Raw genomic sequence first — 25,487 nt, 5'->3', positions numbered from 1 at the left:
CGCGCTCAGGCCGTGCGGCCCTCGAGCCGCGCGGCCGCCTTGTCCCGGCCGATGAGCGGCAGCAGCGCCGCGAGTTCCGGCCCGTGGTCGAGACCGGTGAGCGCCTGCCTGAGGGGCATGAAAAGCGCCCGGCCCCTGGCGCCGGTCTCGGCCTTCACCTGATCCGTCCAGCCCTTCCAGGTCGCCCCGTCCCACGGCTCGTCCGGCAGGAGCGCGCGCGCTTTGGCGACGAGCGCCTCATCCGTCACGACGGGCGCGATCTCGCCGGCGACCACCTCCCACCACGTCGCGACATCCGCCAGGCGGGCGAGGTTGCCGCGCACCGCCTCCCAGAAAGCCGCACCGCCACCGACGCCGAGCGCCGCGAGCCGCGCCTGCGCGTCTTCGTAGGGCATCGCGTGCAGCAGCCTGGCATTGAGGCCGTCGAGCTCCGCCTCGTCGAACTTCGCCGGCGCATGCGACAGGCGGCCGAGATCGGCAAGGCCCGCGAGATCGTCGAGAGAGGCGACGGGCCTGACCGCCTCGGCGGAGCCGACGAGCACGGCAAGGCTCGCGATCGCCATCGGCTCGAGGCCGCCGTCGCGCAGGCCCTTGAGCGAGAGATGGCCGAGGCGCTTCGACAGCCCCTCCCCGCTCGCCGTGGTGAGCAGGTTGTGGTGGCCGAAGGCCGGCACGGTGCCGCCGAGCGCCTCGATGATCTCGATCTGCACCGCCGTGTTGGTCACATGGTCCTCGCCGCGCACCACATGCGTGATGCCGAGGTCGAGATCATCGACGACGGACGGCAAAGTGTAGAGATAGGTGCCGTCCTCGCGGCGCAGCACGGGGTCGGACAGGGAGGCGCAGTCGACATGGCTGTCGCCGCGCACGAGGTCGTGCCAGCGGACGACGCGGTGCTCGAGCAGGAAGCGCCAGTGCGGCCGCCGCCCCTCGGCCTCCAGCTTCGCCTTCTCCTGCGCCGTCAGCTGCAGCGCGGCCCGGTCGTAGACCGGCGGCAGGCCGCGGCCGAGCTGGCGCTTGCGGCGCCGCTCAAGCTCCTCCGGCGTCTCGTAGCAGGGATAGAGGCGGCCCATGGCGATGAGCCTGTCCACCGCCGCGTCGTAGAGCGCCGTGCGCTCCGACTGGCGCACGGTGAGGTCCGGCACGATGCCGAGCCAGGCGAGGTCCTCGACGATGCCGTCGGCGAATTCCCGCGTCGAGCGCGCGAGATCGGTGTCGTCGAGGCGCAGGACGAAGCGTCCCCCCTCGCGCCGCGCCAGGAGATAGTTGAGCAGCGCCGTGCGCGCGTTGCCGATGTGCAGGCGACCGGTGGGCGAAGGGGCGAAGCGGACGACGGGAGCGGGCATCAGATGGACCTTATAGGCTTGCCGCCGCAATGCTCGAAGCGAACGGCAGGACAAGTGGCTTATATCAAATATTGGCCTTCGCCATCGTCATGCCCGCGCTCGTCGCGGGCATCCACGCCTTGACACGATGCGCGACGTGGGAAGCGTGGATGGCAACAGCAACGCGCAGGCGCGTTGCGTCTCCTTTAGGATCTCGCAAGTCGGGCGAGCCCGACTTGCGATGACGAGCCCGGCCATGACGATCCGAGGCCATGCTGCTGCCGGCGCGGACCGTCCCTACCCCTCAAAAATCGATGGCGTCGGCGCGGGCGGCGCCCCTCGCCCGGTCCATGCCCGCTTCCGGCACGTGTGCCGGCGCGCCGGTGTCGCGGAAGCGGTTGACGATCGGGTAGCGCCGGTCGCGGCCGAAGTTGCGGCGCGTCACCTTGACGCCCGGGGCCGATTGCCGGCGCTTGTATTCGGCGAGGTAGAGCAGGCGCTCCACCTTCTTCACCGTCGCCTCGTCGTGCCCGCGCGCCACGATCTCGGCGACGCGCAGCTCCTCCTCGACGAGCCCGATCAGGATATCGTCGAGAACGTCGTAGGGCGGCAGCGAATCCTGATCCTTCTGCCCCTCGCGCAGCTCCGCCGTCGGCGCCTTGACGAGGATGTTGGCGGGCACCACCTCGCCGTCCGGCCCCAGCGCGCCCTTCGGCTTCCAGCCGTTGCGCAGGGCGGACAGGCGATAGACCTCGGTCTTGTAGAGATCCTTGATCGGGTTGTAGCCGCCGTTCATGTCGCCGTAGAGCGTGGCATAGCCCGTCGACATCTCCGACTTGTTGCCCGTCGTCACCACCATGGCGCCGAACTTGTTGGAGATGGACATGAGCATGGTGCCGCGGGCCCGGCTCTGCAGGTTCTCCTCGGTCACGCCGCGCGGCGTGCCGACGAAGAGCGGCGCGAGCGCCGCCTCCAGCCCCTCCACCGCGCTGGCGATGGGCAGGATGTCGTAGCGCACGTTGAGCGCCTTGGCGCAGGCGGCCGCGTCGTCGAGGCTCTCGCTCGAGGTGTAGCGGTAGGGCAGCATGATGCAGTGGACGCGCTCGGAGCCGAGCGCGTCGACCGCCATCGCGGCGCAGAGCGCGGAATCGATGCCGCCCGACAGGCCGAGCACGACGCCGGGAAAGCCGTTCTTCTCCACATAGTCGCGCAGGCCGAGCACGCAGGCGGCATAATCGGCCTGCTCGCCCTCCTCCACCACCTCGCGCGGGGCGGCGACGCAGCGCCAGCCCTGCGGCTCGCGCCGCCACTCGGTCAACTCGACCGTCTCGGCAAAGGCCCTGAACTGGCCGGCAAGGCTCGCATCGCCGTTAAGGATGAAGGAGGCGCCGTCGAAGACGAGTTCGTCCTGGCCGCCGACCTGGTTGAGATAGGCCATCGGCAGGCCCGTCTCGGTGACGCGGGCGGCGGCGATGTTGTAGCGCTCCAGCATCTTGTCGTGCCAATAGGGCGAGCCGTTGGGCACGAGCAGGATCTCGCTGCCCGTCTCGGCCAGGCACTCGACCACCTCCTCGCTCCAGATGTCCTCGCAGATGGGCAGGCCGAGGCGCAGGCCGCGCAGGCTGACCGGCCCCGGCAGGGGCCCTGCGGCGAAGACGCGCTTCTCGTCGAAGACGCCGTAGTTGGGCAGGTCCACCTTGAAGCGCACGGCGGCGACAGCCCCGGCATCGAGCACGGCATAGGCGTTGTAGACCTTGCCGTCCTCGTTCCACGGCAGGCCGATGAGGACGGCGGGGCCGCCATCGGCGGTGTCGCGGGCCAGGTCCTCGCAGGCCCGCCGGCAGGCGTCCTGAAAGGCAGGGCGCAGCACGAGATCCTCCGCCGGATAGCCGGCGAGGAACAGCTCGGTGAACATCACGACATCCGCCCCGAGGGCGGCGGCCTCGGCGCGCGCCTTGCGCGCCATGGCGAGATTGGCCGCGATGTCGCCCATGATGGGGTTCAACTGGGCGAGCGCGAGACGGAAGCGGTCGATCGGTGTCGTCATGCCTTCGATTTAGCGCGGGCGGGCCCGCCCGGCAACGGCGGCAAAGCGGAACCGGGAATGCGCGGCACGCACCGGGGCCGCCCCTCCGGAACCCGTCCTTCAGCCGAACCGATAGGCATCCATCATGAGGACGCCGTATTGCGCGCTCGCATGCACGCGCTCTCCGCGTGCCTCGCCGGCCGCCCCCAAGGCGACGAAGAGCGGCAGGAGATGTTCTTCCGTCGGGTGGTTCTCGGGGCCGAACGGGGCCTTGCGGCGATAGTCGACGAGATCATCGGTGCGCCCCTCCTCGATCGCCGCACGCATCCATTCGCCGAAGGACGAGACCCAGTCGGGCGCCGGGGCATCGAGCGCATAGCCGCGCCCGAACAGCTCGTGCAGGTTGTGCGTCAGCGCGCCGGAGCCGACGATGAGCACGCCCTCCCGGCGCAGCGGCGCGAGCGCGCGCCCCATGGCGAGGTGATGGGCCGGCCCGGAGCGCGGCTGGACGGACAATTGCACGACGGGGATGTCGGCCGTGGGATAGAGCAGCTTGAGCGGCACCCAGGTGCCGTGGTCGAAGCCCCTGCCCTCCACGGTGCCAGCTGCGAGGCCCACCTCGCCGAGGAGCGCCGCGGCCCGCGCCGCGAGCGCCGGGTCGCCCGGCGCGGGGTAGGTCATCCGGAACAGCTCCGGCTCGAAATTGCCGAAATCGTAGATCGTCTCGGGCCGGGCATCGGCCGTCAGGGCCGGGGCGGATGTCATGAAATGCGCCGTCGCGACCAGGATGGCGCGCGGGCGCGGCAGCGCGGCGCCGAAGGCCTTGAGGAAACGGTGCGCCTCGGTGTTGTGCAGCACGAGGTTGGGCGCGCCGTGCGACAGGAAGAGCGTCGGCATCAGGGTGGCATCCGGCATCGGCGGCTCCTTGGGCATCTTTGTTCTTTGCTGACGGCCTCGGAGAACGACATTCCTCTCTCGTCATGCCCGCGCTCGTCGCGGGCATCCACGCCTTGATTAACTAAGCAACGTCCAAGGCGTGGATGGCCGGGACAAGCCCGGCCATGACGGCGGTGAAACCCCGACCGTCGGGATTGAATATAGCCCCGCCGGCCGCCGGCCGCCGTTGCAGCGGCGCAAGACATGGTTTGCGAGCTGGCCTACCAGATGCCGAAGACGGCACGCTCGACGAGCGTCGCGCCCCAGACGAAGGCGGCGAGCAGTCGCGTGAGGAACACGGCAGCCGAGGCGAAGTCCTTGGTGCGCTTGATGTCGGGATTGTGCTCAGGCGTGACGTGGTCGGCGAGCTCCTCGATCGAGGTGTTGAGGAGCTCGACGGCGAGCGCCAGCACGACGACGCAGATGAGCGCCGCGGAAACGAGCGGCGAGAAGCCGACGACGAAGGAGAGCGGCACCGCCGCCAGCAGCGCCGCGACGAGAATGCGCACGTTGCGGTCGTTGCGGAAGGCGACCTTGAGGCCGCTCCAGGAATTTTTGAACGCCACGGCATCGCCTCCGCATTCCCCCGTGGCGTCAACGCCGGCCCGCAACCGGCTGTTCCCGATGGGGAGCCTCTTCAGGCGGCCGCGTCCACCTGGCCGGGCGAGGCGAGCGGGCTGCCCCAGACGGCCAGAGCCTCGACGATCGGGCGCAGCTCCTCGCCGCGTGCCGTGAAGCGGTAGCCGACCTGCGGCGGGTTGGTCGGATAGACCGTGCGCAGCACCACCCCGTCGGCCTCGAGCTCGCGCAGCGCCTTCGAGAGGATGCGCTGGGTGACGTTCGGCATCCGCCGGCGAAGCTCGCCGAAACGGATTTCACCCTCGCAGAGATTGTAGAGGATGCCGCCCTTCCACTTCGCGCCGATGATTTCAAGCGCCGCCTCGACAGGACACGAGGGCGCGCAATCATATGTCTCGTGGCGCTTGGCCATTCCCTTCACTCCGCGAATAGCCTGGTATCAATCCTGATACCAGGAGACAACCTTGTGCCTTCTTGGCCTTGACTTCGAACAGAACCACATTTCCGGCGACGGCGATGCCGCACCGGCACCGCCTGCAATCCTGACCCGGAGATCATCATGAAGGCGATCGGTTATGTCGACTCCCTGCCCGCCGACGACGCGAGGGCCCTGTTCACATTCGAGGCGCCGGAACCGGCCATCGGCCCGCGCGACCTCCTCGTGCGGGTGAAGGCGGTTTCCGTCAACCCGGTCGACACCAAAGTCCGCATGCGCCGGCAGGGCAAGCCGGAGGCGCCGGTGATCCTCGGCTGGGATGCGGCGGGCATCGTGGAGAAGGTCGGCCCCGAGGCCAGCCTCTTCAAGCCCGGCGACGAGGTGTTCTATGCCGGCGACATCACCCGACCGGGCAGCAATGCGGAACTGCAGGCGGTAGACGAGCGCATCGTCGGGCACAAGCCGAAGAGCCTGTCCTTCGCCGAGGCGGCGGCCCTGCCGCTCACGTCCATCACCGCCTGGGAGGCGCTGTTCGACCGCCTCGCCGTGCCGGTCGGCAAGGCACCGGGCGCAGGTTCGCTGCTCATCGTGGGCGCCGCCGGCGGCGTCGGCTCCATCGCCGTCCAGCTCGCGCGGCGGCTGACGTCGCTGACCGTCATCGGCACCGCCTCGCGGACCGAGACGCAGGACTGGGTGCGGCAGGCCGGCGCGCATCACGTCATCGACCATCGCCAGCCCCTGTCCGAGGAGCTGAAGCGCATCGGCATCGGCGAGGTCGATTACGTCTTCTCGCTGACCAATACGGATGACCATTGGGCGGAGATCGTCGCCGCCCTGCGCCCGCAGGGGCGCATCTGCGCCATCGACGATCCCGCCAAGCCGCTCGACATCATGGCCCTCAAGGGCAAGAGCCTCGCCTTCCTGTGGGAGATGATGTTCACGCGCTCCATGTTCCGCACGCCCGACATGGAAGCGCAGCACCGCCTCCTCGACGAAGTCGCCGAACTCGTCGATGCGGGTCTCCTCACCACCACCCTGCGCGAGCGCTTCGGCCCGCTGACGGCGGACAACCTGAGGGCGGCCCATGCGCTCATCGAATCCGGCCGCGCGATCGGCAAGATCGTCCTGGAACAGCCCTGAAACGAGAAGGGCGGCCCCAAGGGCCGCCCTTTCCATTCCCCGAAGGGAAGCTTACTCGGCCGCCTCGACATGCGGCACGATGCGCGCGGCGCGCTCGCGCTTCAGCCGCTCGGCGACGAGGAAGGCCACCTCGAGCGCCTGCTCCGCATTGAGGCGCGGGTCGCAATGGGTGTGGTAGCGGTCGTGCAGGTCCTCGTCCGTCAGGGCGCGGGCGCCGCCGGTGCATTCGGTGACGTTCTTGCCCGTCATCTCAAGGTGAATGCCGCCGGCGTGCGTGCCCTCGGCCTGGTGCACGTCGAAGAAGCCCTTGATCTCGCGCATGATGAGGTCGAAGGGCCGGGTCTTGTAGCCGTTGCCGGCCTTGACCGTGTTGCCGTGCATGGGGTCGCACGACCACACGACCGAGCGCCCGCTCTCCTTCACCGCCCGGACGAGGGCCGGCAGGTGCTCCAGCACCTTGTCGGCGCCGAAGCGGCAGATCAGCGTCAGGCGGCCCGCCTCGTTGTCGGGGTTGAGCGTGTCGATGAGGTGCAGCAGCTCGTCGGCCTTCAGCGAGGGGCCGCACTTGAGGCCGATCGGGTTTCTGATGCCGCGGCAGTATTCGACATGCGCGTGGTCGGGCTGGCGCGTGCGGTCGCCGATCCACACCATATGGCCCGAGGTGGCGTACCAGTCGCCCGAGGTGGAATCGACGCGGGTCAGCGCCTCCTCGTAGCCGAGCAGCAGGGCCTCGTGGCTGGTGTAGAAGTCGGTCGAGCGCATCTCGGGATGCGACTCCGGGTCGATGCCGCAGGCGCGCATGAAGTCGAGCGCCTCGGTGATGCGCCCGGCGAGCTCCTGGTAGCGGCCCGACGAGGGGCTGTCCTTCACGAAGCCGAGCATCCAGCGGTGGGCGTTCTGCAGGTTGGCATAGCCGCCGCCGGCGAAGGCGCGCAGGAGGTTCAGCGTCGCCGCCGACTGGCGGTAGACCATGAGCTGGCGGCGCGCGTCCGGCGTGCGGGTTTCTTCCGTGAACTCGATGCCGTTGATGATGTCGCCGCGGTAGCTCGGCAGCTCGGTGTCGCCCACCTTCTCGGTCGGCGCCGAGCGCGGCTTGGCGAACTGGCCGGCGACACGGCCGACCTTCACCACCGGCGAGGCGCCGGCGAAGGTGAGCACCACCGCCATCTGCAGGAACAGGCGGAAGAAATCGCGGATGTTGTCGGCGGAATGCTCGGCGAAGCTCTCGGCGCAGTCGCCTCCCTGCAGGAGGAAGGCTTCGCCGGCCGCGACCTTGGCGAGGTCGCGCTTCAACCGGCGGGCCTCACCTGCAAAAACGAGCGGCGGAAAACCGGCAAGCTGCTGCTCGACGCTCGTAAGAGCATCGGCATCCGGATAGACAGGCACCTGCTGGATGGGCATCTTCCTCCAGCTCGCGGGCGTCCACCGCTCGGTCATCTCACCAACTCCCAACAGTACAGGGAAAGCCGTCAGGCTCCCTCCATCGTGCCACAGCAGAGGTGGCGCTTATAGCTGACAGTCCGCGACAAGGCGAGCGTCTTTGCTGCCCTCCTCCGCCCGGCGGAAGGCGCTCGCCGCCGCGAAGACGCCGAGCATGAGGAGGCCGGCGCCGCCCACCTCTCCGGGCGTCGGCCAGCGGCCCTCGAAGAGGAAGCCGTAGACGAGGGCGAAGACCGTCTCGGAAACGATGAGCTGCCCGGCGAGCGCCACCGGCAGGCGCCGCGCCGCGATGATCCAGAGCACCGTGCCGACCCAGGAGCTGACCAGCCCGAGCAGGACCGCCCAGAGGACGAGACGCAGGCCGTCGGCATTGAGGAGGCCGAGCTGCGGCACGCTCGACCAGCCGTCGATGGCGAGGAGCGGCACGAGCGGCAGCACGCCGACGAGCGAGCCGACGCCCTGCAGGCTCGTCCAGGCATAGACGCCGTCCCCCGCGAGCGCCCGCGAGGTGCGGGCGTTGACGAGGGCGTAGACCGTCCACACGGCGACGGCGCCGAGGGCGCACAGGCAGCCGAGGACGACGTCGGCGCGCGAGGCGGCGCTGTCCGCCCCGGCGAGCGTCGCGACATTGACGAGCGCAAGGCCGGCGAGGATCAGCCCGAGCGGCATCGCAAGCGCCCGCCAGCGCACCGTCCGCTCCCGCCAGTTGCCGACGAGCGCCAGCACCACCGGCAGCGAGCCGATGACGAGCGGCGGGATGGCCGGCCCGGCAAGCTGCACCGCGCCGGCGGCCAGAAGGTAGTAGACGACATAGCCGGTGAGGCCGAGCACGAGCCCGGCGCCGGCATCCCGCCGCGGCACGATGCCCGCCCGGCAGCGCGGCACCGTCAGCATCAGGAGGAGCGAGCCGATGCCGAAGGCGAGATAGCGCGCGACCGTGAGGTCGAGGCTGGTATAGGGCATCACCGCCGCCGGACCGACGAAGACGAGCCCCCACACGGCGCCGGCGGCGAGCCCGGCCAGAAGTCCGATGATCATGGTGCGATATTGCTTTCTGCGCTCCGGCGCGGCGTCGCGGCCGCCTGCCCAAGGCAGGCCCGCCCGTCGACCCTCCGTGCCGTCAGGGCGGGAGAATCGCGCATCGGCGAAGCATTTTGCGCAAAATCGGCGCCCGTCCGCAGCAGGATATGCGGCGCGACAGCGGCAATCGTCGCCCGTCCGCTGCCACATTCGCGCAGGATGATCATCCGCCCGTCACGGTCCGCAAGGCCCGGGACGCCCTGCCCTGGTTGAATGACTGCAGCGCCGACGAAGCACTTTCCTTTCCCGCCTCTCTTGGCGAAGGTTGGAGATGCGCGCCGACGCGCCCCGCCCGAACACCGGACCCGATCGTGCCGACCGCCATCGTTGCCCTGTCCCCGGTTCTCCTCGCCGTTTTCATCCTCATCGCCGGCAACGGCCTTCTGACCACGCTGGTGCCGCTGCGCGGGGTGCTCGAGGGCTTCTCCCCGACGGAGGTCGGCGTCATCGGCTCCGTCTATTTCGGCGGCATGCTCGCCGGCACCTGGGTGACGCCGGCCATCGTGCGGCGGGCCGGGCACATCCGCGCCTTCGCGGCCTTCGCCGCGGTGGCGGCGGCGGCGTGCCTCGGCTTCGCGATCTTCATCTCGCCGCTCGTCTGGATGGTGCTGCGCGGGCTCGTCGGCTTCTGCTTCGCCGGGCTCTACGCCATCGTCGAGGCCTGGATCAACGCCAAGGCGCACGACCGCAACCGCGGCCGCATGCTCGGCCTCTACAACATCGTCAACTTTGCCGGCTCCGCCGCGGGCCAGCAGCTGCTGCGCCTCGACAGCGCGCGCTCCTTCAGCCTGTTCTCCGGCGCCTCCGCCTTCCTCATGCTGGCGCTCGTGCCGCTCGCCATGACGCGGGCCGAGGCCCCGCCGCTGCCGGCCAAGGGGCGGCTGCGCATCCTGGAGCTCTTCCGCACGACGCCGATCGGCGCCGTCGGCATCCTGCTCGTCGGCCTCGCCAACGGCAGCTTCTGGTCGCTCGCCCCCGCCTATGTGGAGCGGCTCGACCTCGGCGCCAGCGTCGTCGCCAGCTTCATGACCGCCATGATCCTCGGCTCGGCCACCGCGCCCTATCCCGTCGGCAAGCTGTCGGACATCGTCGACCGGCGCGGCGTCATCCTCGGCGTCTCGGCCGTCGCCTGCATCGTCGAGGTGGCGCTCGTCATCGTCGGGCGCGGCGAGACGGCGGTGCTCTACGCGCTCGCCTTCGCGCTCGGCCTGACCACGTCCGTCATCTACCCGCTGATCTCGGCCCACGCCAACGACCGGCGCTCGCAGGAGGGGGCCGTGCACCTGTCCAGCACCCTCCTGTTCCTCTATTGCGTCGGCGGCATCGTCGGGCCCATCGTCGCCTCGACGCTGATGACGCTCGTCGGCGACGTCATGCTCTTCGTGCACAACGCCGCCATCCACGCCATGCTCGCCGGCTTCGTCGCCTGGCGCATGATGCAGCGCCCGCCCTCCGATGCGCAGCTGGCGCTGGACGCACCGCCCGGCACGGCGGCGCATCATCCGGTGCCGTAAAGATCCTGGACGACCGGCGGGGCGCCCCGGCCAGAGGCCGGGACGTCCCCTCCTACGCCGATCGGCTCAGGTGGGGAGCAACCGCTGCGCCTCGACATCCGGCGCCGTGGAAGCTGCTTCACGCGGCGCCGGTCGTGCAGGCGCGATGTAATCAGCCAGGAGCTGAGCCCCGCCCGAAGCGATGCCGCTCAGGGAACCTCCGCCCCACAGGAAGGCCGACGTGCGCGCATGCCCGACGGCCCCTGCGTCATCCCCGGCATCCGCAGCCCGCTGCGCATATCCACTCTCGACCGCCGCCGCCAGATTGAGACCCGCGGACAGCAGGGCGAAGGCGTCACGCGTGAGCAGCAGCCCGCCCCGCAGACCCCGCTGGGACAGGTCCTGCGAAACATCCACGCATGCCTTCGCCGCGCCGGACAACGCATTGACGCCCCAGCCGACCGCATAGGCATAGCCGGCTGCCGAGGACAGTGGCGTATTGCCGAGCAATGTGAAGAGCAGCTTTGCGCGCCCCGCTGTCGTGGCAGCGTAGGTACCCCGACCGGCCAACTCGCCGAGACGCCCGGAAGCGCCGGCCTCTTCGCTCTGAGGGGCTTCGGGCAGCCGGATGGAGCCGCGCCACAGCTCGTTGCTCAGGAAATCTCGACCGAGGCTCACATTTCCCTCGGCTGACGTCGCCCAATGAGAGGCGCTTGCGGCCGCCAGTTCGAGCGCTGGCGCAACGACCGGGCCGGCACGCCCGAGGGCGTCGCGACCGCGCTCCACCGCTCGCTGCACCGGAGCCAGCAAGGTTTCCGCCTGTCCGGCACTCGGATCCGGGGTTGCGGGCCGGCGCATAGGCACCGGGCCATTCTGGCTCCCCCTGGCCTCGCGCACGCGCTGCCGGACGACGCTCGGCAAAACCGGCGCGCCGCCGCTTCGCCGCACATGATCCGAGAACTCCGCCACGACATTGCCGAGGCGCTTCGCTGCCGCGGCATCCATGCCAGCAATACGGTTATTCATGTCAGCCAATCCATTCCAATAAACAAAATATATGCACTGCGCAATTATCGCTTAACAGCAACACCGGATCATAGTCACTCAAATCGACATGGCAATAACTATCAGAAATATATCGCTTGATGGCATTGTACATGAACGCGAGCCAACAAAGCTTCAGGCAGGGATCTCCGCGCGGCAACAGGAGAGCCCAGCCCAGCGCCTTCCCGTTGCGGTCGCCGGGCGAGGCGCGGGTGTCGTTTCCCGCAGGTGAAGGCGAATCGAGCTTACGGCTTCCGTTCAGGCCACCGGCGTGCGCATGGTCACGAGTTCCTCCGCCGCCGTCGGGTGGACGGCCATGGTGCGGTCGAAGTCGGCCTTGGTGGCGCCCATGGTGACGGCGATGCCGACGAGCTGGATCATCTCGCCGGCGCCGTCGCCCAGGATGTGGACGCCGAGCACCCGGTCGGTGTCGCCGTCGACGACGATCTTCATCAGCACCCGGTCCTCGCGCCCGGACAGGGTCGCCTTCATGGCGCGGAAGCTGGACCGGAAGATCCTGACGTTGCCGTAGCGCTGGCGCGCGTCGGCTTCGCCGAGGCCGACGGTGCCGATCTCGGGCGTGGAGAAGACGGCGGTCGGGATGACGTTGTGGTCCACGCTCCCCGGGCTGTTGCCGAAGACGGTGTCGGCGAAGGCGTGGCCCTCGCGGATGGCGACGGGGGTGAGATTCACCCGGTCCGTCACGTCGCCGACGGCGTAGATGCTCGGCACGTTGGTGCGCGACATGGCGTCGACCACGATGGCGCCGTTGGAGGCGAGCGCCACGCCCGCCTCCTCGAGGCCGAGCCTCTCGGTGTTGGGCATGCGGCCGGTCGCGATCATGACCTGGTCGACGCGCAGCTCGCGCCCGTCCGTCAGGGTGATGAGCAGCTCGCCGCCCACCTTCTCGATGCTCGTCAGGCCGCATTCGAGGCAGAGCCTGATGCCGCGCCGCGCATAGGCTTCGCCCAGCGCGTCGCGCAGATCCTCGTCGAAGCCGCGCAGCAGCTTCTCGCCGCGGTGGATCTGGGTGGTCTCGACGCCGAGGCCGGCGAAGATCCCCGCGAACTCGACGGCGATGTAGCCGCCGCCGACGACGGCGATGCGCTCCGGCAGCCGCTCGAGATGGAAGGCCTCGTTGGAGGTGATCGCGTGCTCGATGCCGGGCACCGCCGGCACCTTCACCACCCGCCCGCCGGTGGCGACGAGGATGACGCGGGCGCGGATGCGCGCGCCGGTCTTCAGGACGCGCACCGTGTGGGCATCCTCGATCACGGCGCGGCTGTCGACGATCTCGACGCCGGCCCTGGTGAGATTGGTGCGGTAGATGCCCTCGAGCCGGGCGATCTCCGCATCCTTGTTCTTGATCAGGGTCGGCCAGTCGAACGCCGCCTTCGGCACGCTCCAGCCATAGCCGGCCGCGTCCTCGAAATCGGCAGCGAAGCGGCTGGCGTAGACGAGGAGCTTCTTGGGCACGCAGCCGCGGATGACGCAGGTGCCGCCCATCCGGTCTTCCTCGGCGAGCATGACGCGGGCGCCGTGGCCGGCGGCGATGCGCGCGGCGCGCACGCCACCGGAGCCCCCACCGATCACGAAGAGATCGACGTCGAAATCACTCATGATCCACCCCCTTGGAAGGCACCGCCCTGTCCGGACGGCGCCGGAACCAGACGACCGCGGCGCCCACGGCCGCGATCCACCAGCCCTGCCAGGCCCCGTGCCCGACGAGCATGACGCCGGCGGCGGAGGCCACGAGCGCGAGCGAAGCAGCCAGCCGCAGCCCCTGCAAGTGCGCCAGCGCACGCATCATGGTCGCAATCACGAGCGCAGCCAGCGCGGCACCGACGGCGCCGAGCTCGACCCATATCTGCAGGAAGGCGTCGTGCGGATGCCCGATCGCCAGCATCTCGCGCAGGTCTTCCGGCACCTCCTGCGCGACCGCATCGTCGGCAAGGCGCGGGCTCGCGCCGAAGCCGGTGCCGAGAAGCGGCCGGCGCCAGACCACCTCCTCGAAGCTGCGCCACAGCGCGATGCGCTCGACGGCGTGGCCGCGCTGCTGCACCACCGCGACGAAGGAGGCCGGCAGCTGCATCGTGAGCGAGCCCTTGAAGGGAGCGACGACGAGACAGGCCAGGAGCCCGGCCGTGACGAGGGCGATGGCGACCCGCCGGCTGAGGAGCGCGACGGCGAAGACCCCCGCCCCGCACAGGGCGCCCATCAGCGCCGCCCCCGATTCGCCGACGGCCAGCACGAGGAGCAGGGCGGCCAGAGCGGCGCCCGCGAAAAGCCGGCGCCCGCCCTCGCACCAGAGGAGGCCGAGCGGCCAGGCGAGCATCAGCAGCGTGATGATGCTGCGGTTGAAGACGAAGCCTCCCGTGGCGCGCAGGCCGAGCTCCTGGCGCACGGCAAGGCCGGTGGCGAGATCGCCGACGACGAGCAGGCAGGCCACCACGAAGGCCGCGGCCGCCAGCGCCGTGACGGCGCCCGGCACGCGGCGCGGCAGGAGGATGGCCGCCACCGCTGCGGCGAAGGCGGGCAGCAGCGCCTCGCCAAAGGTGAAGAGCGAGGCGCGGGGAAGGACGCTCCAGGCCATGCTCGCCGCCGCATAGGCCACGAAGGCGGAGACGGCGAGGAACGCCGGCGCACGCGCCATCGCGCGCGAGGCGAGGAAAAGGCGCATCCGGCCCTGCGGCTCCGCGAGCGCGGCAAGGAGCGCGAGCACCGCCGCGACACCGACCACGAGCGGCGCGGAGCGGTTGGCGAGCGCCATCGCCAGCGGCAGCAGCGCCAGCATGACGAGAGACGCCAGCTCCAGCCGGCGGGCATGAACGGAGGGCGCGGCGCTGAGGGCGGGCATGGCGAGAGGCAAGAAGGGCGCTCGCTGGATTCGAAGATGCGACGGTCCCGGCTTTAGAAGAAGCCCTGCGAAAGGGGAAGCCGCAAAGGCCCGCGACGGCGCTATTGTTGCGATATATTGTGGCGTGAAGTTCGCTTGATGGGGGAAGAAGCCGCCGATACCGTCCGCGTCCTATCAGCAAGAATAGTCCGTAAAATGGGAGGAAGCACATGTTCCGTTCGTACAAATCGGTCGCCGGGGCCGTCGCCGCGCTCGTCGTGGCCGCGGGCCTGTCCACGGGCGCGCTCGGCCAGAGCCTCGAACTGAAGATCATGGCGCCGGCCGCGCCGGGCGGCGGCTGGGACCAGACGGCGCGCGCCATGCAGGCGGCCCTGACCGAAAGCGGCGCCGTGAAGAGCGCGCAGGTGGTCAACGTGCCGGGCGCCGGCGGCACCGTCGGGCTCGCGCAATTCGTCAATGCCAAGGGCGACGGCTCGCAGCTCATGGTCAACGGCTTCGTCATGGTGGGCGCCATCCTCACCAACAAGTCGCCCGTGACCCTCGAGCAGGTCACGCCGATCGCGCGGCTCACGGCCGAGAACCAGGCGATCGTCGTGCCGGCCGATTCGCCGATCAAGAGCGCGAAGGACCTCGCCGAGGCGCTGAAGGCCGATCCCGCCAAGGTGACCTGGGCCGGCGGCTCGGCCGGCGGCACCGACCACATCATGGTCGGGCTCTTCGCCAAGGCCATCGGCGTCGATCCCACCAAGATCAACTACGTGCCCTTCTCCGGCGGCGGCGAGGCCCTGGCGGCCATTCTCGGCGGCAAGGTGACGGCCGGCGTGTCGGGCTACGGCGAGTTCGAGGGCCAGGTGAAGGCCGGCAAGCTGCGCCTCATCGCCATCGCGGCCGAGGAGCCGGTGCAGGGCATCGACGCCCCGACCCTGAAGTCCGAGGGCATCGACCTCGCCATCGTCAACTGGCGCTCGGTCGTCGCCCCTCCGGGCCTCAGCGACGAGCAGAAGAAGGCGCTGCTCGAGGCCATCGACAAGATGGTCAAGTCGAACCAGTGGCAGGAGACGCTCAAGGCCAAGGGCTGGGACGACGCCTATCTCGCCGGCGACGACTTCGCGGCCTACCTCAAGAACGAGCAGGTGCGCGTCGGCGAGGTGCTGAAGTCGATCGGCCTCGTGAACTGACCGCGCGAACCGCGCGTCATTCCCGAAGGGCGGCGGATGGGTTCGCCGCCGCCCTCGCCCCATCTGCGGAGCGCCCCGCCCGCGCTCCCGCACCGTCCTCGCATCTCCGGTCCCGCCGCCCGGCCTTCACGCGTTGCCGCGCCCGATCGGCAGCCGATGACGCAGCCACGCCGCGGGAGCCCTCCGGAAGGAAGCCTGTCATGACGCAAGAGGAAGATGGCCGGAACGACGGCCGCAAGCGTGATCCCGTCGGCTTCGCCATCGCCGCCGGGCTGCTGGCGCTCGCGGGAGCCGTCGCCCGGGACGCCATGGGCATGGGGGCGGTGTCGAGCTATGCCGGCATCGGCCCGAGCGCCGCCTCCTGGGCCGTCGCCGCCGGCCTTGCCGCGCTCGCCGCCGGTACGATCGTCGCCGCGGTGCGCGGCAAGATCCCGGTGCCGGAACAGAGCGACAACGCCGCCGTCCTCACCATCCTCGCCGGCATCGCCGCCATGATCGCGACCATCACCGCCGGCGGCGGCTTCATTCCCGCCATGGCGCTGCTCTTCGGCCTGACGGCGCGCGGCTTCGGCCGGCGGGCGCTCGCCACCGATCTCGGCATCGGGGTCGTGCTCGGCCTGCTCGTCTATCTCGGCTTCACCAAGCTTCTCGCCCTGTCGCTGCCGCAGGGGCCGATCGAGCGGCTTTTCTGAAAGGTCCTCCGGTGCTCGATTCCGTCTTCGCGCTGGCGCAGGGCTTTTCCGTCGCCTTCGAGCCGACGAAGCTGCTCTTCGCCCTCATCGGCGTCTTCCTCGGCACCGCCGTCGGCGTCCTGCCGGGCATCGGCCCGGCGCTCACCGTGGCGCTCCTCCTGCCCGTCACCTTCAAGCTCGACCCGACGGGCTCGCTCATCATGTTCGCCGGCATCTACTACGGCGGCATGTACGGCGGATCGACCACGTCGATCCTCATCAACACGCCCGGCGAGAGCGCCTCGATGATCACGGCGCTCGAGGGCAACAAGATGGCCAAGGCCGGGCGGGGCGGGCCCGCGCTCGCCACCTCCGCCGTCGGTTCCTTCGTCGCCGGGCTCATCGCCACCATCGGCCTTGCGCTGTTCGCCCCGTGGCTGGTCGAGATCGCCATCCAGTTCGGACCGGCCGATTATTTCGCCCTGATGATCGTGGCCTTCGTCACCGTATCGGCGACCTTCGGCGATTCACCGCTGCGCGGCCTCACCAGCCTCTTCATCGGCCTCATGCTCGGCCTCGTCGGCATCGATGCGCTGAGCGGCCAGGCGCGGCTGACCTTCGGCGTGCCGGAGCTGCTCGACGGCATCGAGGTGACGACGCTGGCCGTCGGGCTCTTCGCCGTGGGCGAAGCGCTCTTCGTCGCCTCGCGCATGAAGCACGCGCCCGAGACGATCGAGCCGGTGCGCGGCTCTTTGTGGATGACGAGGGAGGACTGGAAGCGTTCGTGGAAGCCGTGGCTGCGCGGCACGGCGCTCGGCTTTCCCATCGGCTCGCTGCCCGCCGGCGGCGCCGAGATCCCGACCTTCCTCTCCTATACCATCGAGAAGAGGCTGACGAAGCACCCGGAGGAATTCGGCAAGGGCGCCATCGAGGGCGTCGCGGGTCCCGAGGCGGCCAACAACGCCTCCGCCGCGGGCACCCTGATGCCGCTCCTCACCCTCGGGCTGCCGACCTCGGCGACGGCGGCCATCATGCTCGCCGGCTTTCAGCAGTACGGCCTCAATCCCGGCCCGCTGCTCTTTGCCGAGCGGCCCGACCTCGTCTGGGGCCTCATCGCCAGCCTGTTCATCGCCAATGTGATGCTGGTGATCCTCAACCTGCCGCTCATCGGCCTGTGGGTGCGGCTGCTCGCCATTCCGCAGCCCTGGCTCTATGCGGGCATCCTCGTCTTCGCGGCCATGGGGACGATCGCCGCCAACCCCTCGCCCGTCGAGCTCGTCATGCTCGCGGTCTTCGGCCTCCTCGGCTTCGTCATGCGGCGCTACGACTACCCGATCGCGCCGATGGTGGTCGGGCTCATCCTCGGACCGATGGCCGAGACACAGCTGCGGCGCGCGCTGCAGATCAGCCTCGGCGACCCGATGGCGCTGATCGAGAGCCCCCTCGCGGCCACGCTGCTCGCCATCGCGGCGCTGGCGCTGGTGGCTCCCGTCCTCTTCAGGGGCCTGTCGCGCTTCAAGGCCGAAGAGGACTGAAGGCGCCGGAGGCGGCCAAAGAAAAACCGGCGACCGCGGCGGCCGCCGGTTTCTTTCTGCGCTCCCGCGCGGAAGGTTCAGAGCTGGTGGCCGCGCTTGGCCATCTCGGCGCGCACCTGGGTCATCGTCTCCTCGAAGACGCGCCCGGTCCAGTCCTGCATGGCGAGGTAGAGGTCGTCGAGGACCGCCGGCTGCGCGGCGACATAGGCCTTGCCCGCGTCGGAGCCGAAGAAGGCGGCGGCAGCCTTGAGGTCGGCCTCGGTCATGCGGCTCGCAAGGATCTTGGAGGCCGTGTCGACCAGGTCATCCTTCTTGCTCTCGATGGAGGGCTGCACCTGCGCCAGCACCTCGTCGAGGTCCTTCGTGACCTCGGGGCGGGTGACGTAGGTCTGCTTGATGCGCTGGGCGAAGGTCGGCACCAGGGCCTCGAAGGAGCGGTCCATGCCCGAGCCCGTCACGATCTGGCGCGCGGCCTCGACCTTGGCCGGGGTGATGCTGCCCGTGTCCTGGGCGAATGCCGGGCCGGCGAGGGTGAAGGCGACGACGGCGGCCGCAACGTGAATGGCTGTACGCTTCATTGATCGGTATCTCCCTGGCGCCTCGCGCGCTTCATGCGCATGTCGTGCGGATCGCTGCGATCAGAACGACGGAACCGTGATCGAAGTCAATATCTTGCGGGGTCTCAGCCGAGCTGGCCGAGCTCCACGAGTCCCCCGTCCGTCGCGATGACGGCCCCGGACGCGAGGCCGAGGAAGAGCCCGTGCTCGACGACGCCCGGAATGGCGACGAGGTCGTTTGCCAGCGCCTCCGGCTCGTCGATGCGCTGAAGCGCGGCGTCGAGGATGAAATGGCCGCCGTCGGTGACGTAGGGATTGCCGTCCGTCCCCCGCCGCAGCGTCAGCGGGGCCGAGGGCCAGCGCCGCGCGAGGACCTGCACGATCGCCTCTTGCGTCGCGCGCAGCCCGAAGGGATTGACCTCGATGGGCAGCGGAAAGCGCCCGAGGACGTCGACATGCTTGGAGCCATCGGCGATGACGACCATGCGCCGGCTCGCCGCCGCGACGATCTTCTCGCGCAGGAGCGCGCCGCCGCCGCCCTTGATGAGGCGCAGACTGTCGTCGAGCTCGTCGGCCCCGTCGACGGTGAGGTCGAGCGCGGGCGTCTCGTCGAGCGTCGTGAGGGGAATGCCCTCCGCCTCGGCCTGCAGGCGCGTCGCCTCCGAGGTCGGCACGCAGACGACCTTGAGCCCGGCCCGCACCTTCTCGCCGACGATGGCGACGAAATGGCGGGCGGTCGACCCCGTGCCGAGGCCAAGGCGCATGCCGTCCCGCACCAGTTCGGCTGCGCGCGCCGCCGCGGCGCGCTTCATCTCTTCGGCATTCATCCCAAACAATCCGCCCCGAATCCGCCGGCCGGTGCGCCGCATGCCCTGTCGGCCGCCGCCCGTGCCGGTCCGCTTGTCCTGAGCCGCTTTACCATGCGCTTCGGGCAGCGGAAAGGCAGCGGGCTCACCGTGCGCCGGAGCCGCGCTGGCCGCTCTCGCCCCCGGCCGGCTGCTCGCCGCCCTCCCCGCTAGCCGGGGCGGCGCTGGTGGCCTGCGGCGTGCACACGACCTGATCGTTGAAGACGTAGCAGACGCTCATCTCCCCGCTGCGGTAATTGACGCGGAAGACGCCCGCCTCCTTCTGGTGGTGCGAGGCGACGAGACCGTATTCCCCCGGCTTCTGCGGACCGGCCCCCTCGCCGGCGGGATAGCAGAAGGTGACGCCGATGGTGCCTTCCTTGAGGCCGTACTGGCAGGCGCCGACCTCGCCCGTGACGCGATCGATGCGGTAGATGCGGTTGAGGTCGGTCTGCGGGGCGGCCTTGAACTCGAACTGGTTGGCCTGCGCGGGCAGGACGAGGGCGGCGAGCAGCGCAGCGGCGGCGGGAAACTTCACGATGGGCGACATGACAACTCCGATGCGGGCGAATCGCGCCGGCATTCTACCATCGCGCCGCCCCGGGGAACGGGGCCGCCCACAGCCCCGACGGCTCGCCGGGCTTGCCCGCGCCGGCGGCATCGGCTAGCGCTCTGCCATGTCCGACACCATCGCGACCATCGTCTTCGACCTCGACGGCACCCTGGCCGACACCGCGCCCGACCTCATCGCGACGCTGAACCTGATCCTCGCCGAAGAGGGGCTCGAGGAGCTGCCCCTCAGCGAGGCGCGGGACCTCATCGGCGCAGGCGCCCGGGCGCTGCTCGAACGAGGCATCGCGGCGAACGGCCGCAGCGTCGCGCCCGCGCATCTCGATGCGCTCTTCGAGCGCTTCCTCGTCATCTATGCGGGACGCATCGCGGTCGAGACGCGGCTCTTTCCCGGTGTCGCGGCGGCCCTCGAGCGGTTCCGCGCCGCCGGCTGGCGGCTCGCCGTCTGCACCAACAAGTTCGAGCACCATTCCGTCATGCTGCTCGAGGCGCTCGGCATCGCGGGGCACTTCCACGCCATCTGCGGGCGTGACACCTTCCCGTTCTCGAAGCCCGACCCGCGCCACCTGACGATGACGGTCGCGGCCGCCGGCGGCGTGCCGGAGGCGGCCCTGATGGTGGGCGATTCGCAGACCGACATCGCGACCGCAAAGGCCGCCGGCATCCCGGTCATCGCCGTGCCCTTCGGCTACACCATGACGCCGGTGAGCGAGCTCGGCCCCGACATCATCATCGAGCATTTCGACGCCCTGTGGGATGCCGCGGCGGCACTGTCCCGCCGCAGCTCCCTCGCCCGTTCCTGAGCAGCGTCAGCCCTCGACGAGCCGGCGCAGCTTGCGCATCTGCGTGTCCTGCTGCTCGTGATAGTCGAGCGTGCCGGCGAAATGCCCCTGCCGATCCATAAGATAGACCGAGGCGGTGTGGTTGACGGTGTAGCCGTCCCCCTCGGTCGGCACGCGCTGGTAGGTGGCGCGATAGGCCTTCACCACCGCGTCGATCTCCTCCTGGGTGCCGGTGAGGCCGACGATGCGGGGGTCGAACGACTCGAGGTAAGTCGCCATCAATTCACGCGTGTCGCGCTCGGGATCGACCGAGATGAACAGGACGGTGAGCTTGTCCCCGTCCGGCCCGAGCGCCTTCAGGTTCTCCGACATCTCGAAGAGCGTCGTCGGGCACACGTCCGGGCAATGGGTGAAGCCGAAGAAGACGGCGAAGGGGCGCCCGGCCAGTTCGGCCGACGACAGCTTCTTGCCGTCGTGTGTCGTCAGGGTGAACGGTCCGCCGATATTGGCGACGCCGCTCGTCCGGACGCCCCCCTGGGGCGCCACGAGACGATCGCCGACGATCCACAGGGCGCCCGCGACCAGCGCGATGACGGCGACGAGGCTCCACAGGATGATGCGCAAACGGCTCATGGCGCTGCTCCTCAATGGGTGGTGTGGCTCTTGTGCGCGTCGGCCTTGCCGTCGCCGCGGGCGCCGATGCCCTCCACCTTGAACTCGACCGCGACCTTGCCGGCCTTCTCGAAGACGAGCTCGCCCTTGAAGGCCTCGCCCTCCTTCAGCTGCCGCTGCAAGGGCATGAACATGAGATGGTAGCCGCCGGGCGCGAGCTTCACCGTCTCGCCCGCCTTGATGACGAGCCCGTCGGGGAGCTGGCTCATCTTCATGACGTCCCCCTCCATCTTCATTTCGTGGATCTCGCCGCGCGGGGAGATCTCGGCGCTGACGGCAACGAGCCGGTCGTCCATGTCGCCGGTGTTCTCGATGGTCATGAAGCCGCCGGCGACCGGGGCATTGGCCGGCGTCGCGCGCGACCAGGGATGGCCGATCTTGAGGGCGCCGGCCTTGTAGCCGTGCGCCGAGACGGGGCCCGAGAAGAAGCTTGGGAGCGCCGCGAGGCCGACGGCGAGGACCGCCGCGCCGACGAGGAAGCGGCGGCGGGATGGGGTGGGATGCGCGGCGAGGCCGGCGCGGGACAGCGATGTCATGAACCTGATCTCCGATGGCGGCGGGCGGGCGACGGCTCCCATGTCCGTCAATGGCTCCCACATACGCCGTGAATGCCTGAAAGCGCTTGATCGGGATCAGATCATCGGCGGCGCACGCGGCGCCGGCTTGAGGCGGGAGAGATCCCGCCGCGACAGGGGCTCGGCCGCGAGGGGCGCCGGTCCGTCGAGAAGAGCGCGTGCAACGGGCGCCGCAGACGGCACGGCCGCCGGGACGAGCGCCGGCGAGGGCGTGAGCTGGCCGCAGGCCAGGATGCAGCGCAGGTCGTGGTGCCCGCCGGGCGCCTCGTCCCCGCTCGCGTGATCGCCGCCCCCCGGCATGCACCAGGCGAGTTCGAGCGTGGCGCCGGAACCATCCGCCGCCGTGGCGGGCATGACGCCCACCGCCCCCGCAAGCAGGGCCTGCAGGGCGAGCGCATAGGCGAGCGCCAGGACAGCGAGGAGGCGCGGCAGCCGCATTCATCCCTCTCGATCGCACATGAAATGAGCAGTAGCGCGGCCTTTGCACAGGGGCAACGCGACATTGTGCGCTTCCTCGCTTGACGCCGACGCGCGCTGCCCATAGAAGGCGCCCTACGAGCCCTGCAACGGCAGGCGATGCTATGGCTCGGGCGTGTAGCTCAGCGGGAGAGCACTCCCTTCACACGGGAGGGGTCACAGGTTCAATCCCTGTCACGCCCACCATCATTTTCCGCAGCAAAATCAATACGTTAGCGCCATTCCTGACGCGTGGGCCACTGCCCGACAACGCGGTTTGCGCACTTTTTTGCGCACTCATGCGTCGATTGACGCCCACCGTTCGGGGCGATCGTCAGCGGGATGGAGCCGTGGCCGGCGTTGAGCGCCGCGCCTGCACGCCCTTGACATGACAGGCCTGACCGGCTTGCCCCGGCCAACGACTGCTTGCAGTTGCCGAACTTCGCGGCGTGGATGCCCGCGACGAGCGCGGGCATGACGGCGGTGGCGTATGCAGGCCGATCGGTCGGGCACGCGCCGACGGCGCGCTCCCTCTCCTCTTCCGTCAACGCACCTTGTTCGCGCGCAGCCAGGCGGCGATGCGGCGCGCGTCGCCGGAGCGGGCCTCGAGGCGCCGGCCCGCCGCCACGGCGCGGGGCGTGGCGCCGACCGGCGCGGACGATGCATCCGCCTCGCCTTCACCATCGGCTGCCCGTCGCGCCTTGACCGCGGCGGCGAGCAGCCTGCCGGCGACCGCCGAGGCCTCCTCCGCCACCTCGATCGCGGCCTGCCAGCCGTCCCCTTCCTGATCCGCGCGCTGCGGCACGCCCAGCGGCCGGGCCGCCCTTTCCATGCGGGCCGCCAGCCTGGCGAGACGACGCGCCGCCTCCGCCGTGCCGCGCCCCTGCCCGCCCGTCTCGGCGCAGACGAGAGCGCTGTCGAGGCCCACGACGGCGAGATTGGCCGCAAGCGTGCGAATGCGCGCTCCGGCCGCGTCAGCCTGCGCGCCATGCATTGAATTCGCCGAATCCGCCATGACGTTTGAACCCATTTTAATCACATACGACTAAAATACGGCATCGAGTGTTGAGTATTCATTTACGCCGCGCCAGCAACCCGACGCGACGGGTGTGGCAAGGCCGCCACGCCGCGGGGCGATCACGATGTTTTGGCCGCAGGAGCGCCACACTGTCGTTGCGCGAAGGCCGATGTTTGGACACATTGGCCGGACGAGGCGGAACCTTCGACAGCCTTTTGCCATTCTTAAGATCATCCCGCACCACTCATCGAGGCAACCGATGCGCGGCATCCTCATTGCCATAACCGGCCTTGTGGCGCTCGCGGCCACCCCGGCCGGCGCCTATCAGATAGACCCGCTCACGCGACAACCGCTCTACCAGGCCGAGCAGTACCAGCCCCAGGCGAGCGGCATTACGCGCGAGACGGTGGCCTACAACGGCCGCCATGCCCCTGGCACCATCGTGGTTTCCACGTCGGAGCGGCGGCTCTACTACGTGCTCGGCAACGGCCGCGCCGTCCGCTACGGCATCGGCGTCGGCCGCCCCGGCTTCACCTGGGGCGGCGTGAAGACCGTATCGATGAAGCGCGAGTGGCCCGACTGGCGCCCGCCGCCGCAGATGCTGAAGCGCCGTCCCGACCTGCCGCGCTACATGCCCGGCGGCCCGGACAACCCGCTCGGCGCGCGCGCCCTCTATCTCGGCTCCTCGCTCTACCGCATCCACGGCTCCAACGAGCCGGACACCATCGGCCAGGCGGTGTCCTCCGGCTGCATCCGCATGATGAACGAGGACGTCGTCGACCTCTACGAGCGCGTGCGCGTCGGCACGAAGGTCGTCGTGATGCGGTGAGCGGCAGGCTCACTGCCGTTCGTCACGGGAAGCCGGCCGCTCAGCGGCCGGCTTTTTCACTGGGCAGGGCCTGTTCGGCGCCGACATTGCCGTGCCGGGCACGCAGCTTCAGGATCTGCACGCGCTGCGGCAGCTCGATCAGATACTCGCGATCCCGCTCGAGATGGTGGATGCGGGTCGGGTCATCCCCCGTGAAGCGGGACATCGCCTCCACGCTCTCCCAATAGGAGATCGTCACGAACTCCGTCTCGTCCTCGCGGTCCTCGCGGAAGGTCTGGACGCCCATGGCCTTCTCGATCAGAGGCCTTATCCCGGCCTCGTAATTGTAGCGTTCGTATTCGTCCGCCACAGCGCGCCGCGTGCGGCCGCGCCAGATGCGGGCGATGGAAGGGTGCTTCGCTTCACCGCTCACCGCGCTCCTCCTTCGCTGTGAACCCGGCCCAGGAAATCGCGCATCAGGGCGACGATCTCGTCGAGATTCGTCTCCAGGGCCCAGTGGCCGCCGTCGAGCAGATGCAACTCGGCCTCCGGCAGGTCCCGCAGATAGGCGCGCGCCGCCCCTTCCGGCATGTAGCCGTCCTGCGGGCCCCAGACGATGAGCGTCGGCGGCCGATGCTCCCGCAGATAGGTCTGGTATTTCGGGAACCAGCCGAGATTCTCCTTGAGCCCCTCCATCAGCCCGACGCAGATCTCGCGCCGTTCGGGCGTCGCCAGCAGCGGCCAGTTGAGCTTCCAGAGGTCCGGCGGGATGCGCGCGGCAAGCGCGTCCCGGACGTCGTTGAGGAATTCGTCGCGAAAGCCCTCCTCGCTCACCGCCTCCACGAGCCGGCCGCGGCCTTCGGGGGTGGGACGGGCGAAATACGCCTTGAGATCCGCATATTTCGGTCCGAGCTCGTCCTCGTAGATGTCGCCGTTCTGGATGATCAGCGCCGCGATGTTCTCCGGCGCCCGGCTCGCCAGCCTGAGCCCGATCTGCGAACCATAGTCGTGCAGGTAGATCGCAAAGCGGCCAAGGCCGAGCGCCTGCGCGAACTTTGCGAGCAGATCGGCATAGCCGTCGAAGTCATAGGAAAAGTCCTCCGGCGTGTCGCTGTAGCCGAAGCCCGGAAAATCCGGCGCCACCAGATACCAGCGGTCGGCGAGCGCCGGCATGAGATTGCGAAACTGATAGGACGAGCAGGGATAGCCGTGCGGCAGGAGCACCGCCGGCGCCCCCTTGCGGCCGGCTTCACGATAGAAGATGCCGATGCCGTCGATTTCGATATGACGGTGCCTGACGGCGCGGTCGACGCTCGTCGTCGGGTGCGCCAGCGATCGCGTGTCGTTCATCATCGAGTCTCCCGCGGATCCTTTCGCGCGGAACTCGCAACCAGCGATTATGCTCCACGAAAGATCATGCGCAGGGCTCCATGCGAACGGCTTTGTCGTCGGACCGCCGGCTCG

Annotated in this window: 27 protein-coding genes and 1 tRNA gene; 8 read left to right on the top strand and 20 right to left on the bottom strand. The window is 69.7% G+C overall.

Translation table 11 applies throughout. From position 1 onward, the window contains the following. Window positions 1-5: 5 nt before the first annotated feature. From gltX to GGR16_RS02795, 5 genes are all read right to left on the bottom strand, one after another. Complete coding sequence (gene gltX / locus GGR16_RS02815) at window positions 6-1,346, bottom strand: glutamate--tRNA ligase (protein WP_425486552.1); 1,341 nt, start codon at window positions 1,344-1,346, stop codon at window positions 6-8. 283 nt (window positions 1,347-1,629) lie between these two features. Beyond that, complete coding sequence (locus GGR16_RS02810; RefSeq protein WP_183315655.1) at window positions 1,630-3,372, bottom strand: NAD+ synthase; 1,743 nt, start codon at window positions 3,370-3,372, stop codon at window positions 1,630-1,632. Window positions 3,373-3,471: 99 nt separating this feature from the next. Next, a complete protein-coding gene (locus GGR16_RS02805) occupies window positions 3,472-4,266 on the bottom strand; it encodes a DODA-type extradiol aromatic ring-opening family dioxygenase (protein WP_246372790.1) in 795 nt (264 codons plus the stop codon). Between the two features lie 242 nt (window positions 4,267-4,508). Further along, window positions 4,509-4,853, bottom strand: coding sequence for a diacylglycerol kinase (locus GGR16_RS02800; RefSeq protein WP_026014874.1), 345 nt, complete (start codon window positions 4,851-4,853; stop codon window positions 4,509-4,511). Window positions 4,854-4,924: 71 nt separating this feature from the next. Continuing rightward, a complete protein-coding gene (locus GGR16_RS02795) occupies window positions 4,925-5,278 on the bottom strand; it encodes a winged helix-turn-helix transcriptional regulator (protein ID WP_183315653.1) in 354 nt (117 codons plus the stop codon). 147 nt (window positions 5,279-5,425) lie between these two features. On the opposite strand from GGR16_RS02795, the gene GGR16_RS02790 reads away from it, so the two are divergent. Then, window positions 5,426-6,442 carry a zinc-binding alcohol dehydrogenase family protein gene (locus GGR16_RS02790; RefSeq protein ID WP_183315652.1) on the top strand — a complete coding sequence of 339 codons (1,017 nt, stop codon included), beginning with the start codon at window positions 5,426-5,428 and terminating at the stop codon, window positions 6,440-6,442. Between the two features lie 51 nt (window positions 6,443-6,493). Here GGR16_RS02790 and GGR16_RS02785 read toward each other — a convergent pair whose 3' ends face one another. The 3 genes from GGR16_RS02785 to GGR16_RS02775 all read right to left on the bottom strand — a co-directional run bounded on the left by GGR16_RS02785 (window position 6,494) and on the right by GGR16_RS02775 (window position 9,129). Continuing rightward, window positions 6,494-7,879 (bottom strand): class II 3-deoxy-7-phosphoheptulonate synthase, encoded by a 1,386-nt coding sequence (locus tag GGR16_RS02785; RefSeq protein WP_183315651.1) that lies wholly within the window; start codon window positions 7,877-7,879, stop codon window positions 6,494-6,496. A 69-nt stretch (window positions 7,880-7,948) separates the two neighbouring features. Then, on the bottom strand, window positions 7,949-8,920 hold the full coding sequence (locus tag GGR16_RS02780) for a DMT family transporter (RefSeq protein ID WP_019400726.1): 972 nt from the start codon (window positions 8,918-8,920) through the stop codon (window positions 7,949-7,951). Beyond that, entirely contained in the window at window positions 8,917-9,129 is a 213-nt protein-coding gene (locus GGR16_RS02775) for a hypothetical protein (protein ID WP_157672211.1), read from the bottom strand. Before GGR16_RS02775 ends, GGR16_RS02780 begins: the two co-directional genes overlap by 4 nt. Window positions 9,130-9,273: 144 nt before the next feature. Here GGR16_RS02775 and GGR16_RS02770 point away from each other — a divergent pair, with 144 nt between their 5' ends. Further along, the gene (locus GGR16_RS02770) at window positions 9,274-10,476 is read left to right on the top strand and encodes an MFS transporter (RefSeq protein ID WP_019400727.1); all 1,203 of its coding nucleotides are present in this window, start codon (window positions 9,274-9,276) and stop codon (window positions 10,474-10,476) included. A gap of 66 nt (window positions 10,477-10,542) precedes the next feature. Here the strand turns inward: GGR16_RS02770 and GGR16_RS02765 are convergent, their stop codons facing one another. The 3 genes from GGR16_RS02765 to GGR16_RS02755 form a co-directional block, all read right to left on the bottom strand. After that, window positions 10,543-11,481 carry a hypothetical protein gene (locus GGR16_RS02765; protein WP_183315650.1) on the bottom strand — a complete coding sequence of 313 codons (939 nt, stop codon included), beginning with the start codon at window positions 11,479-11,481 and terminating at the stop codon, window positions 10,543-10,545. 276 nt (window positions 11,482-11,757) lie between these two features. Next, window positions 11,758-13,119, bottom strand: a complete 1,362-nt coding sequence (gene gor, locus GGR16_RS02760; protein WP_183315649.1) for a glutathione-disulfide reductase — start codon at window positions 13,117-13,119, stop codon at window positions 11,758-11,760. After that, window positions 13,112-14,368 carry an O-antigen ligase family protein gene (locus tag GGR16_RS02755; RefSeq protein WP_183315648.1) on the bottom strand — a complete coding sequence of 419 codons (1,257 nt, stop codon included), beginning with the start codon at window positions 14,366-14,368 and terminating at the stop codon, window positions 13,112-13,114. The genes gor and GGR16_RS02755 overlap by 8 nt, the downstream gene beginning before the upstream one ends. Before the next feature lie 197 nt (window positions 14,369-14,565). Here GGR16_RS02755 and GGR16_RS02750 point away from each other — a divergent pair, with 197 nt between their 5' ends. The 3 genes from GGR16_RS02750 (at window position 14,566) to GGR16_RS02740 (ending at window position 17,740) form a co-directional block, all read left to right on the top strand. Then, entirely contained in the window at window positions 14,566-15,534 is a 969-nt protein-coding gene (locus GGR16_RS02750) for a Bug family tripartite tricarboxylate transporter substrate binding protein (protein WP_019400731.1), read from the top strand. Window positions 15,535-15,734: 200 nt separating this feature from the next. Further along, entirely contained in the window at window positions 15,735-16,226 is a 492-nt protein-coding gene (locus GGR16_RS02745; protein WP_019400732.1) for a tripartite tricarboxylate transporter TctB family protein, read from the top strand. Between the two features lie 11 nt (window positions 16,227-16,237). Next, on the top strand, window positions 16,238-17,740 hold the full coding sequence (locus GGR16_RS02740; protein WP_183315647.1) for a tripartite tricarboxylate transporter permease: 1,503 nt from the start codon (window positions 16,238-16,240) through the stop codon (window positions 17,738-17,740). Window positions 17,741-17,817: 77 nt separating this feature from the next. Here the strand turns inward: GGR16_RS02740 and GGR16_RS02735 are convergent, their stop codons facing one another. From GGR16_RS02735 to GGR16_RS02725, 3 genes are all read right to left on the bottom strand, one after another. Next, window positions 17,818-18,318 (bottom strand): DUF2059 domain-containing protein, encoded by a 501-nt coding sequence (locus tag GGR16_RS02735; protein WP_183315646.1) that lies wholly within the window; start codon window positions 18,316-18,318, stop codon window positions 17,818-17,820. A 104-nt stretch (window positions 18,319-18,422) separates the two neighbouring features. Further along, window positions 18,423-19,124 carry a ribose-5-phosphate isomerase RpiA gene (rpiA, locus tag GGR16_RS02730; protein ID WP_183315645.1) on the bottom strand — a complete coding sequence of 234 codons (702 nt, stop codon included), beginning with the start codon at window positions 19,122-19,124 and terminating at the stop codon, window positions 18,423-18,425. Window positions 19,125-19,248: 124 nt separating this feature from the next. Beyond that, window positions 19,249-19,692 (bottom strand): hypothetical protein, encoded by a 444-nt coding sequence (locus GGR16_RS02725; RefSeq protein ID WP_246372788.1) that lies wholly within the window; start codon window positions 19,690-19,692, stop codon window positions 19,249-19,251. 127 nt (window positions 19,693-19,819) lie between these two features. On the opposite strand from GGR16_RS02725, the gene gph reads away from it, so the two are divergent. Further along, window positions 19,820-20,515 (top strand): phosphoglycolate phosphatase, encoded by a 696-nt coding sequence (gph, locus tag GGR16_RS02720; protein WP_183315643.1) that lies wholly within the window; start codon window positions 19,820-19,822, stop codon window positions 20,513-20,515. 6 nt (window positions 20,516-20,521) lie between these two features. On the opposite strand, the gene GGR16_RS02715 is transcribed toward gph, so the two are convergent. The 3 genes from GGR16_RS02715 to GGR16_RS02705 form a co-directional block, all read right to left on the bottom strand. After that, window positions 20,522-21,127, bottom strand: coding sequence for an SCO family protein (locus GGR16_RS02715; protein ID WP_183315642.1), 606 nt, complete (start codon window positions 21,125-21,127; stop codon window positions 20,522-20,524). 11 nt (window positions 21,128-21,138) lie between these two features. Further along, window positions 21,139-21,702: a copper chaperone PCu(A)C gene (locus GGR16_RS02710; protein WP_183315641.1), complete on the bottom strand. Its 564-nt coding sequence runs from the start codon at window positions 21,700-21,702 to the stop codon at window positions 21,139-21,141. A gap of 96 nt (window positions 21,703-21,798) precedes the next feature. Continuing rightward, a complete protein-coding gene (locus GGR16_RS02705) occupies window positions 21,799-22,179 on the bottom strand; it encodes a DUF2946 family protein (protein WP_183315640.1) in 381 nt (126 codons plus the stop codon). Between the two features lie 150 nt (window positions 22,180-22,329). Here GGR16_RS02705 and GGR16_RS02700 point away from each other — a divergent pair. Further along, a tRNA-Val gene (locus GGR16_RS02700) sits at window positions 22,330-22,404 on the top strand. A 337-nt stretch (window positions 22,405-22,741) separates the two neighbouring features. On the opposite strand, the gene GGR16_RS02695 is transcribed toward GGR16_RS02700, so the two are convergent. Continuing rightward, a complete protein-coding gene (locus GGR16_RS02695; protein ID WP_183315639.1) occupies window positions 22,742-23,191 on the bottom strand; it encodes a hypothetical protein in 450 nt (149 codons plus the stop codon). A 283-nt stretch (window positions 23,192-23,474) separates the two neighbouring features. On the opposite strand from GGR16_RS02695, the gene GGR16_RS02690 reads away from it, so the two are divergent. Further along, window positions 23,475-24,044 carry a L,D-transpeptidase gene (locus GGR16_RS02690; RefSeq protein WP_019400536.1) on the top strand — a complete coding sequence of 190 codons (570 nt, stop codon included), beginning with the start codon at window positions 23,475-23,477 and terminating at the stop codon, window positions 24,042-24,044. Between the two features lie 40 nt (window positions 24,045-24,084). On the opposite strand, the gene GGR16_RS02685 is transcribed toward GGR16_RS02690, so the two are convergent. After that, window positions 24,085-24,456: an antibiotic biosynthesis monooxygenase family protein gene (locus GGR16_RS02685; protein ID WP_019400537.1), complete on the bottom strand. Its 372-nt coding sequence runs from the start codon at window positions 24,454-24,456 to the stop codon at window positions 24,085-24,087. Beyond that, a complete protein-coding gene (locus GGR16_RS02680) occupies window positions 24,453-25,376 on the bottom strand; it encodes an alpha/beta fold hydrolase (RefSeq protein ID WP_183315638.1) in 924 nt (307 codons plus the stop codon). The genes GGR16_RS02685 and GGR16_RS02680 overlap by 4 nt, the downstream gene beginning before the upstream one ends. Window positions 25,377-25,487: the final 111 nt, after the last annotated feature.

The sequence above is a fragment of the Chelatococcus caeni genome, from assembly GCF_014196925.1.
Lineage (GTDB): Bacteria > Pseudomonadota > Alphaproteobacteria > Rhizobiales > Beijerinckiaceae > Chelatococcus_A > Chelatococcus_A caeni.
Note: the sequence above shows the minus strand (reverse complement) of the source record. Positions and strands in the feature narration are given on the sequence as shown.

Excerpts from the sequence above, each read along its gene's own strand:
- rpiA (WP_183315645.1), bottom strand. The coding sequence starts at position 19,124 with ATGAATGCCGAAGAGATGAAGCGCGCCGCGGCGGCGCGCGCAGCCGAA.
- GGR16_RS02735 (WP_183315646.1), bottom strand. The coding sequence starts at position 18,318 with ATGAAGCGTACAGCCATTCACGTTGCGGCCGCCGTCGTCGCCTTCACC.
- GGR16_RS02775 (WP_157672211.1), bottom strand. The coding sequence starts at position 9,129 with ATGATCATCCTGCGCGAATGTGGCAGCGGACGGGCGACGATTGCCGCT.
- GGR16_RS02780 (WP_019400726.1), bottom strand. The coding sequence starts at position 8,920 with ATGATCATCGGACTTCTGGCCGGGCTCGCCGCCGGCGCCGTGTGGGGG.
- GGR16_RS02810 (WP_183315655.1), bottom strand. The coding sequence starts at position 3,372 with ATGACGACACCGATCGACCGCTTCCGTCTCGCGCTCGCCCAGTTGAAC.
- GGR16_RS02795 (WP_183315653.1), bottom strand. The coding sequence starts at position 5,278 with ATGGCCAAGCGCCACGAGACATATGATTGCGCGCCCTCGTGTCCTGTC.
- GGR16_RS02695 (WP_183315639.1), bottom strand. The coding sequence starts at position 23,191 with ATGCATGGCGCGCAGGCTGACGCGGCCGGAGCGCGCATTCGCACGCTT.
- GGR16_RS02725 (WP_246372788.1), bottom strand. The coding sequence starts at position 19,692 with ATGTCGCCCATCGTGAAGTTTCCCGCCGCCGCTGCGCTGCTCGCCGCC.
- GGR16_RS02790 (WP_183315652.1), top strand. The coding sequence starts at position 5,426 with ATGAAGGCGATCGGTTATGTCGACTCCCTGCCCGCCGACGACGCGAGG.
- GGR16_RS02690 (WP_019400536.1), top strand. The coding sequence starts at position 23,475 with ATGCGCGGCATCCTCATTGCCATAACCGGCCTTGTGGCGCTCGCGGCC.
- GGR16_RS02785 (WP_183315651.1), bottom strand. The coding sequence starts at position 7,879 with ATGACCGAGCGGTGGACGCCCGCGAGCTGGAGGAAGATGCCCATCCAG.
- GGR16_RS02705 (WP_183315640.1), bottom strand. The coding sequence starts at position 22,179 with ATGCGGCTGCCGCGCCTCCTCGCTGTCCTGGCGCTCGCCTATGCGCTC.
- GGR16_RS02680 (WP_183315638.1), bottom strand. The coding sequence starts at position 25,376 with ATGATGAACGACACGCGATCGCTGGCGCACCCGACGACGAGCGTCGAC.
- gph (WP_183315643.1), top strand. The coding sequence starts at position 19,820 with ATGTCCGACACCATCGCGACCATCGTCTTCGACCTCGACGGCACCCTG.
- gor (WP_183315649.1), bottom strand. The coding sequence starts at position 13,119 with ATGAGTGATTTCGACGTCGATCTCTTCGTGATCGGTGGGGGCTCCGGT.
- GGR16_RS02710 (WP_183315641.1), bottom strand. The coding sequence starts at position 21,702 with ATGACATCGCTGTCCCGCGCCGGCCTCGCCGCGCATCCCACCCCATCC.
- GGR16_RS02805 (WP_246372790.1), bottom strand. The coding sequence starts at position 4,266 with ATGCCGGATGCCACCCTGATGCCGACGCTCTTCCTGTCGCACGGCGCG.
- GGR16_RS02745 (WP_019400732.1), top strand. The coding sequence starts at position 15,735 with ATGACGCAAGAGGAAGATGGCCGGAACGACGGCCGCAAGCGTGATCCC.
- GGR16_RS02750 (WP_019400731.1), top strand. The coding sequence starts at position 14,566 with ATGTTCCGTTCGTACAAATCGGTCGCCGGGGCCGTCGCCGCGCTCGTC.
- GGR16_RS02715 (WP_183315642.1), bottom strand. The coding sequence starts at position 21,127 with ATGAGCCGTTTGCGCATCATCCTGTGGAGCCTCGTCGCCGTCATCGCG.
- gltX (WP_425486552.1), bottom strand. The coding sequence starts at position 1,346 with ATGCCCGCTCCCGTCGTCCGCTTCGCCCCTTCGCCCACCGGTCGCCTG.
- GGR16_RS02765 (WP_183315650.1), bottom strand. The coding sequence starts at position 11,481 with ATGAATAACCGTATTGCTGGCATGGATGCCGCGGCAGCGAAGCGCCTC.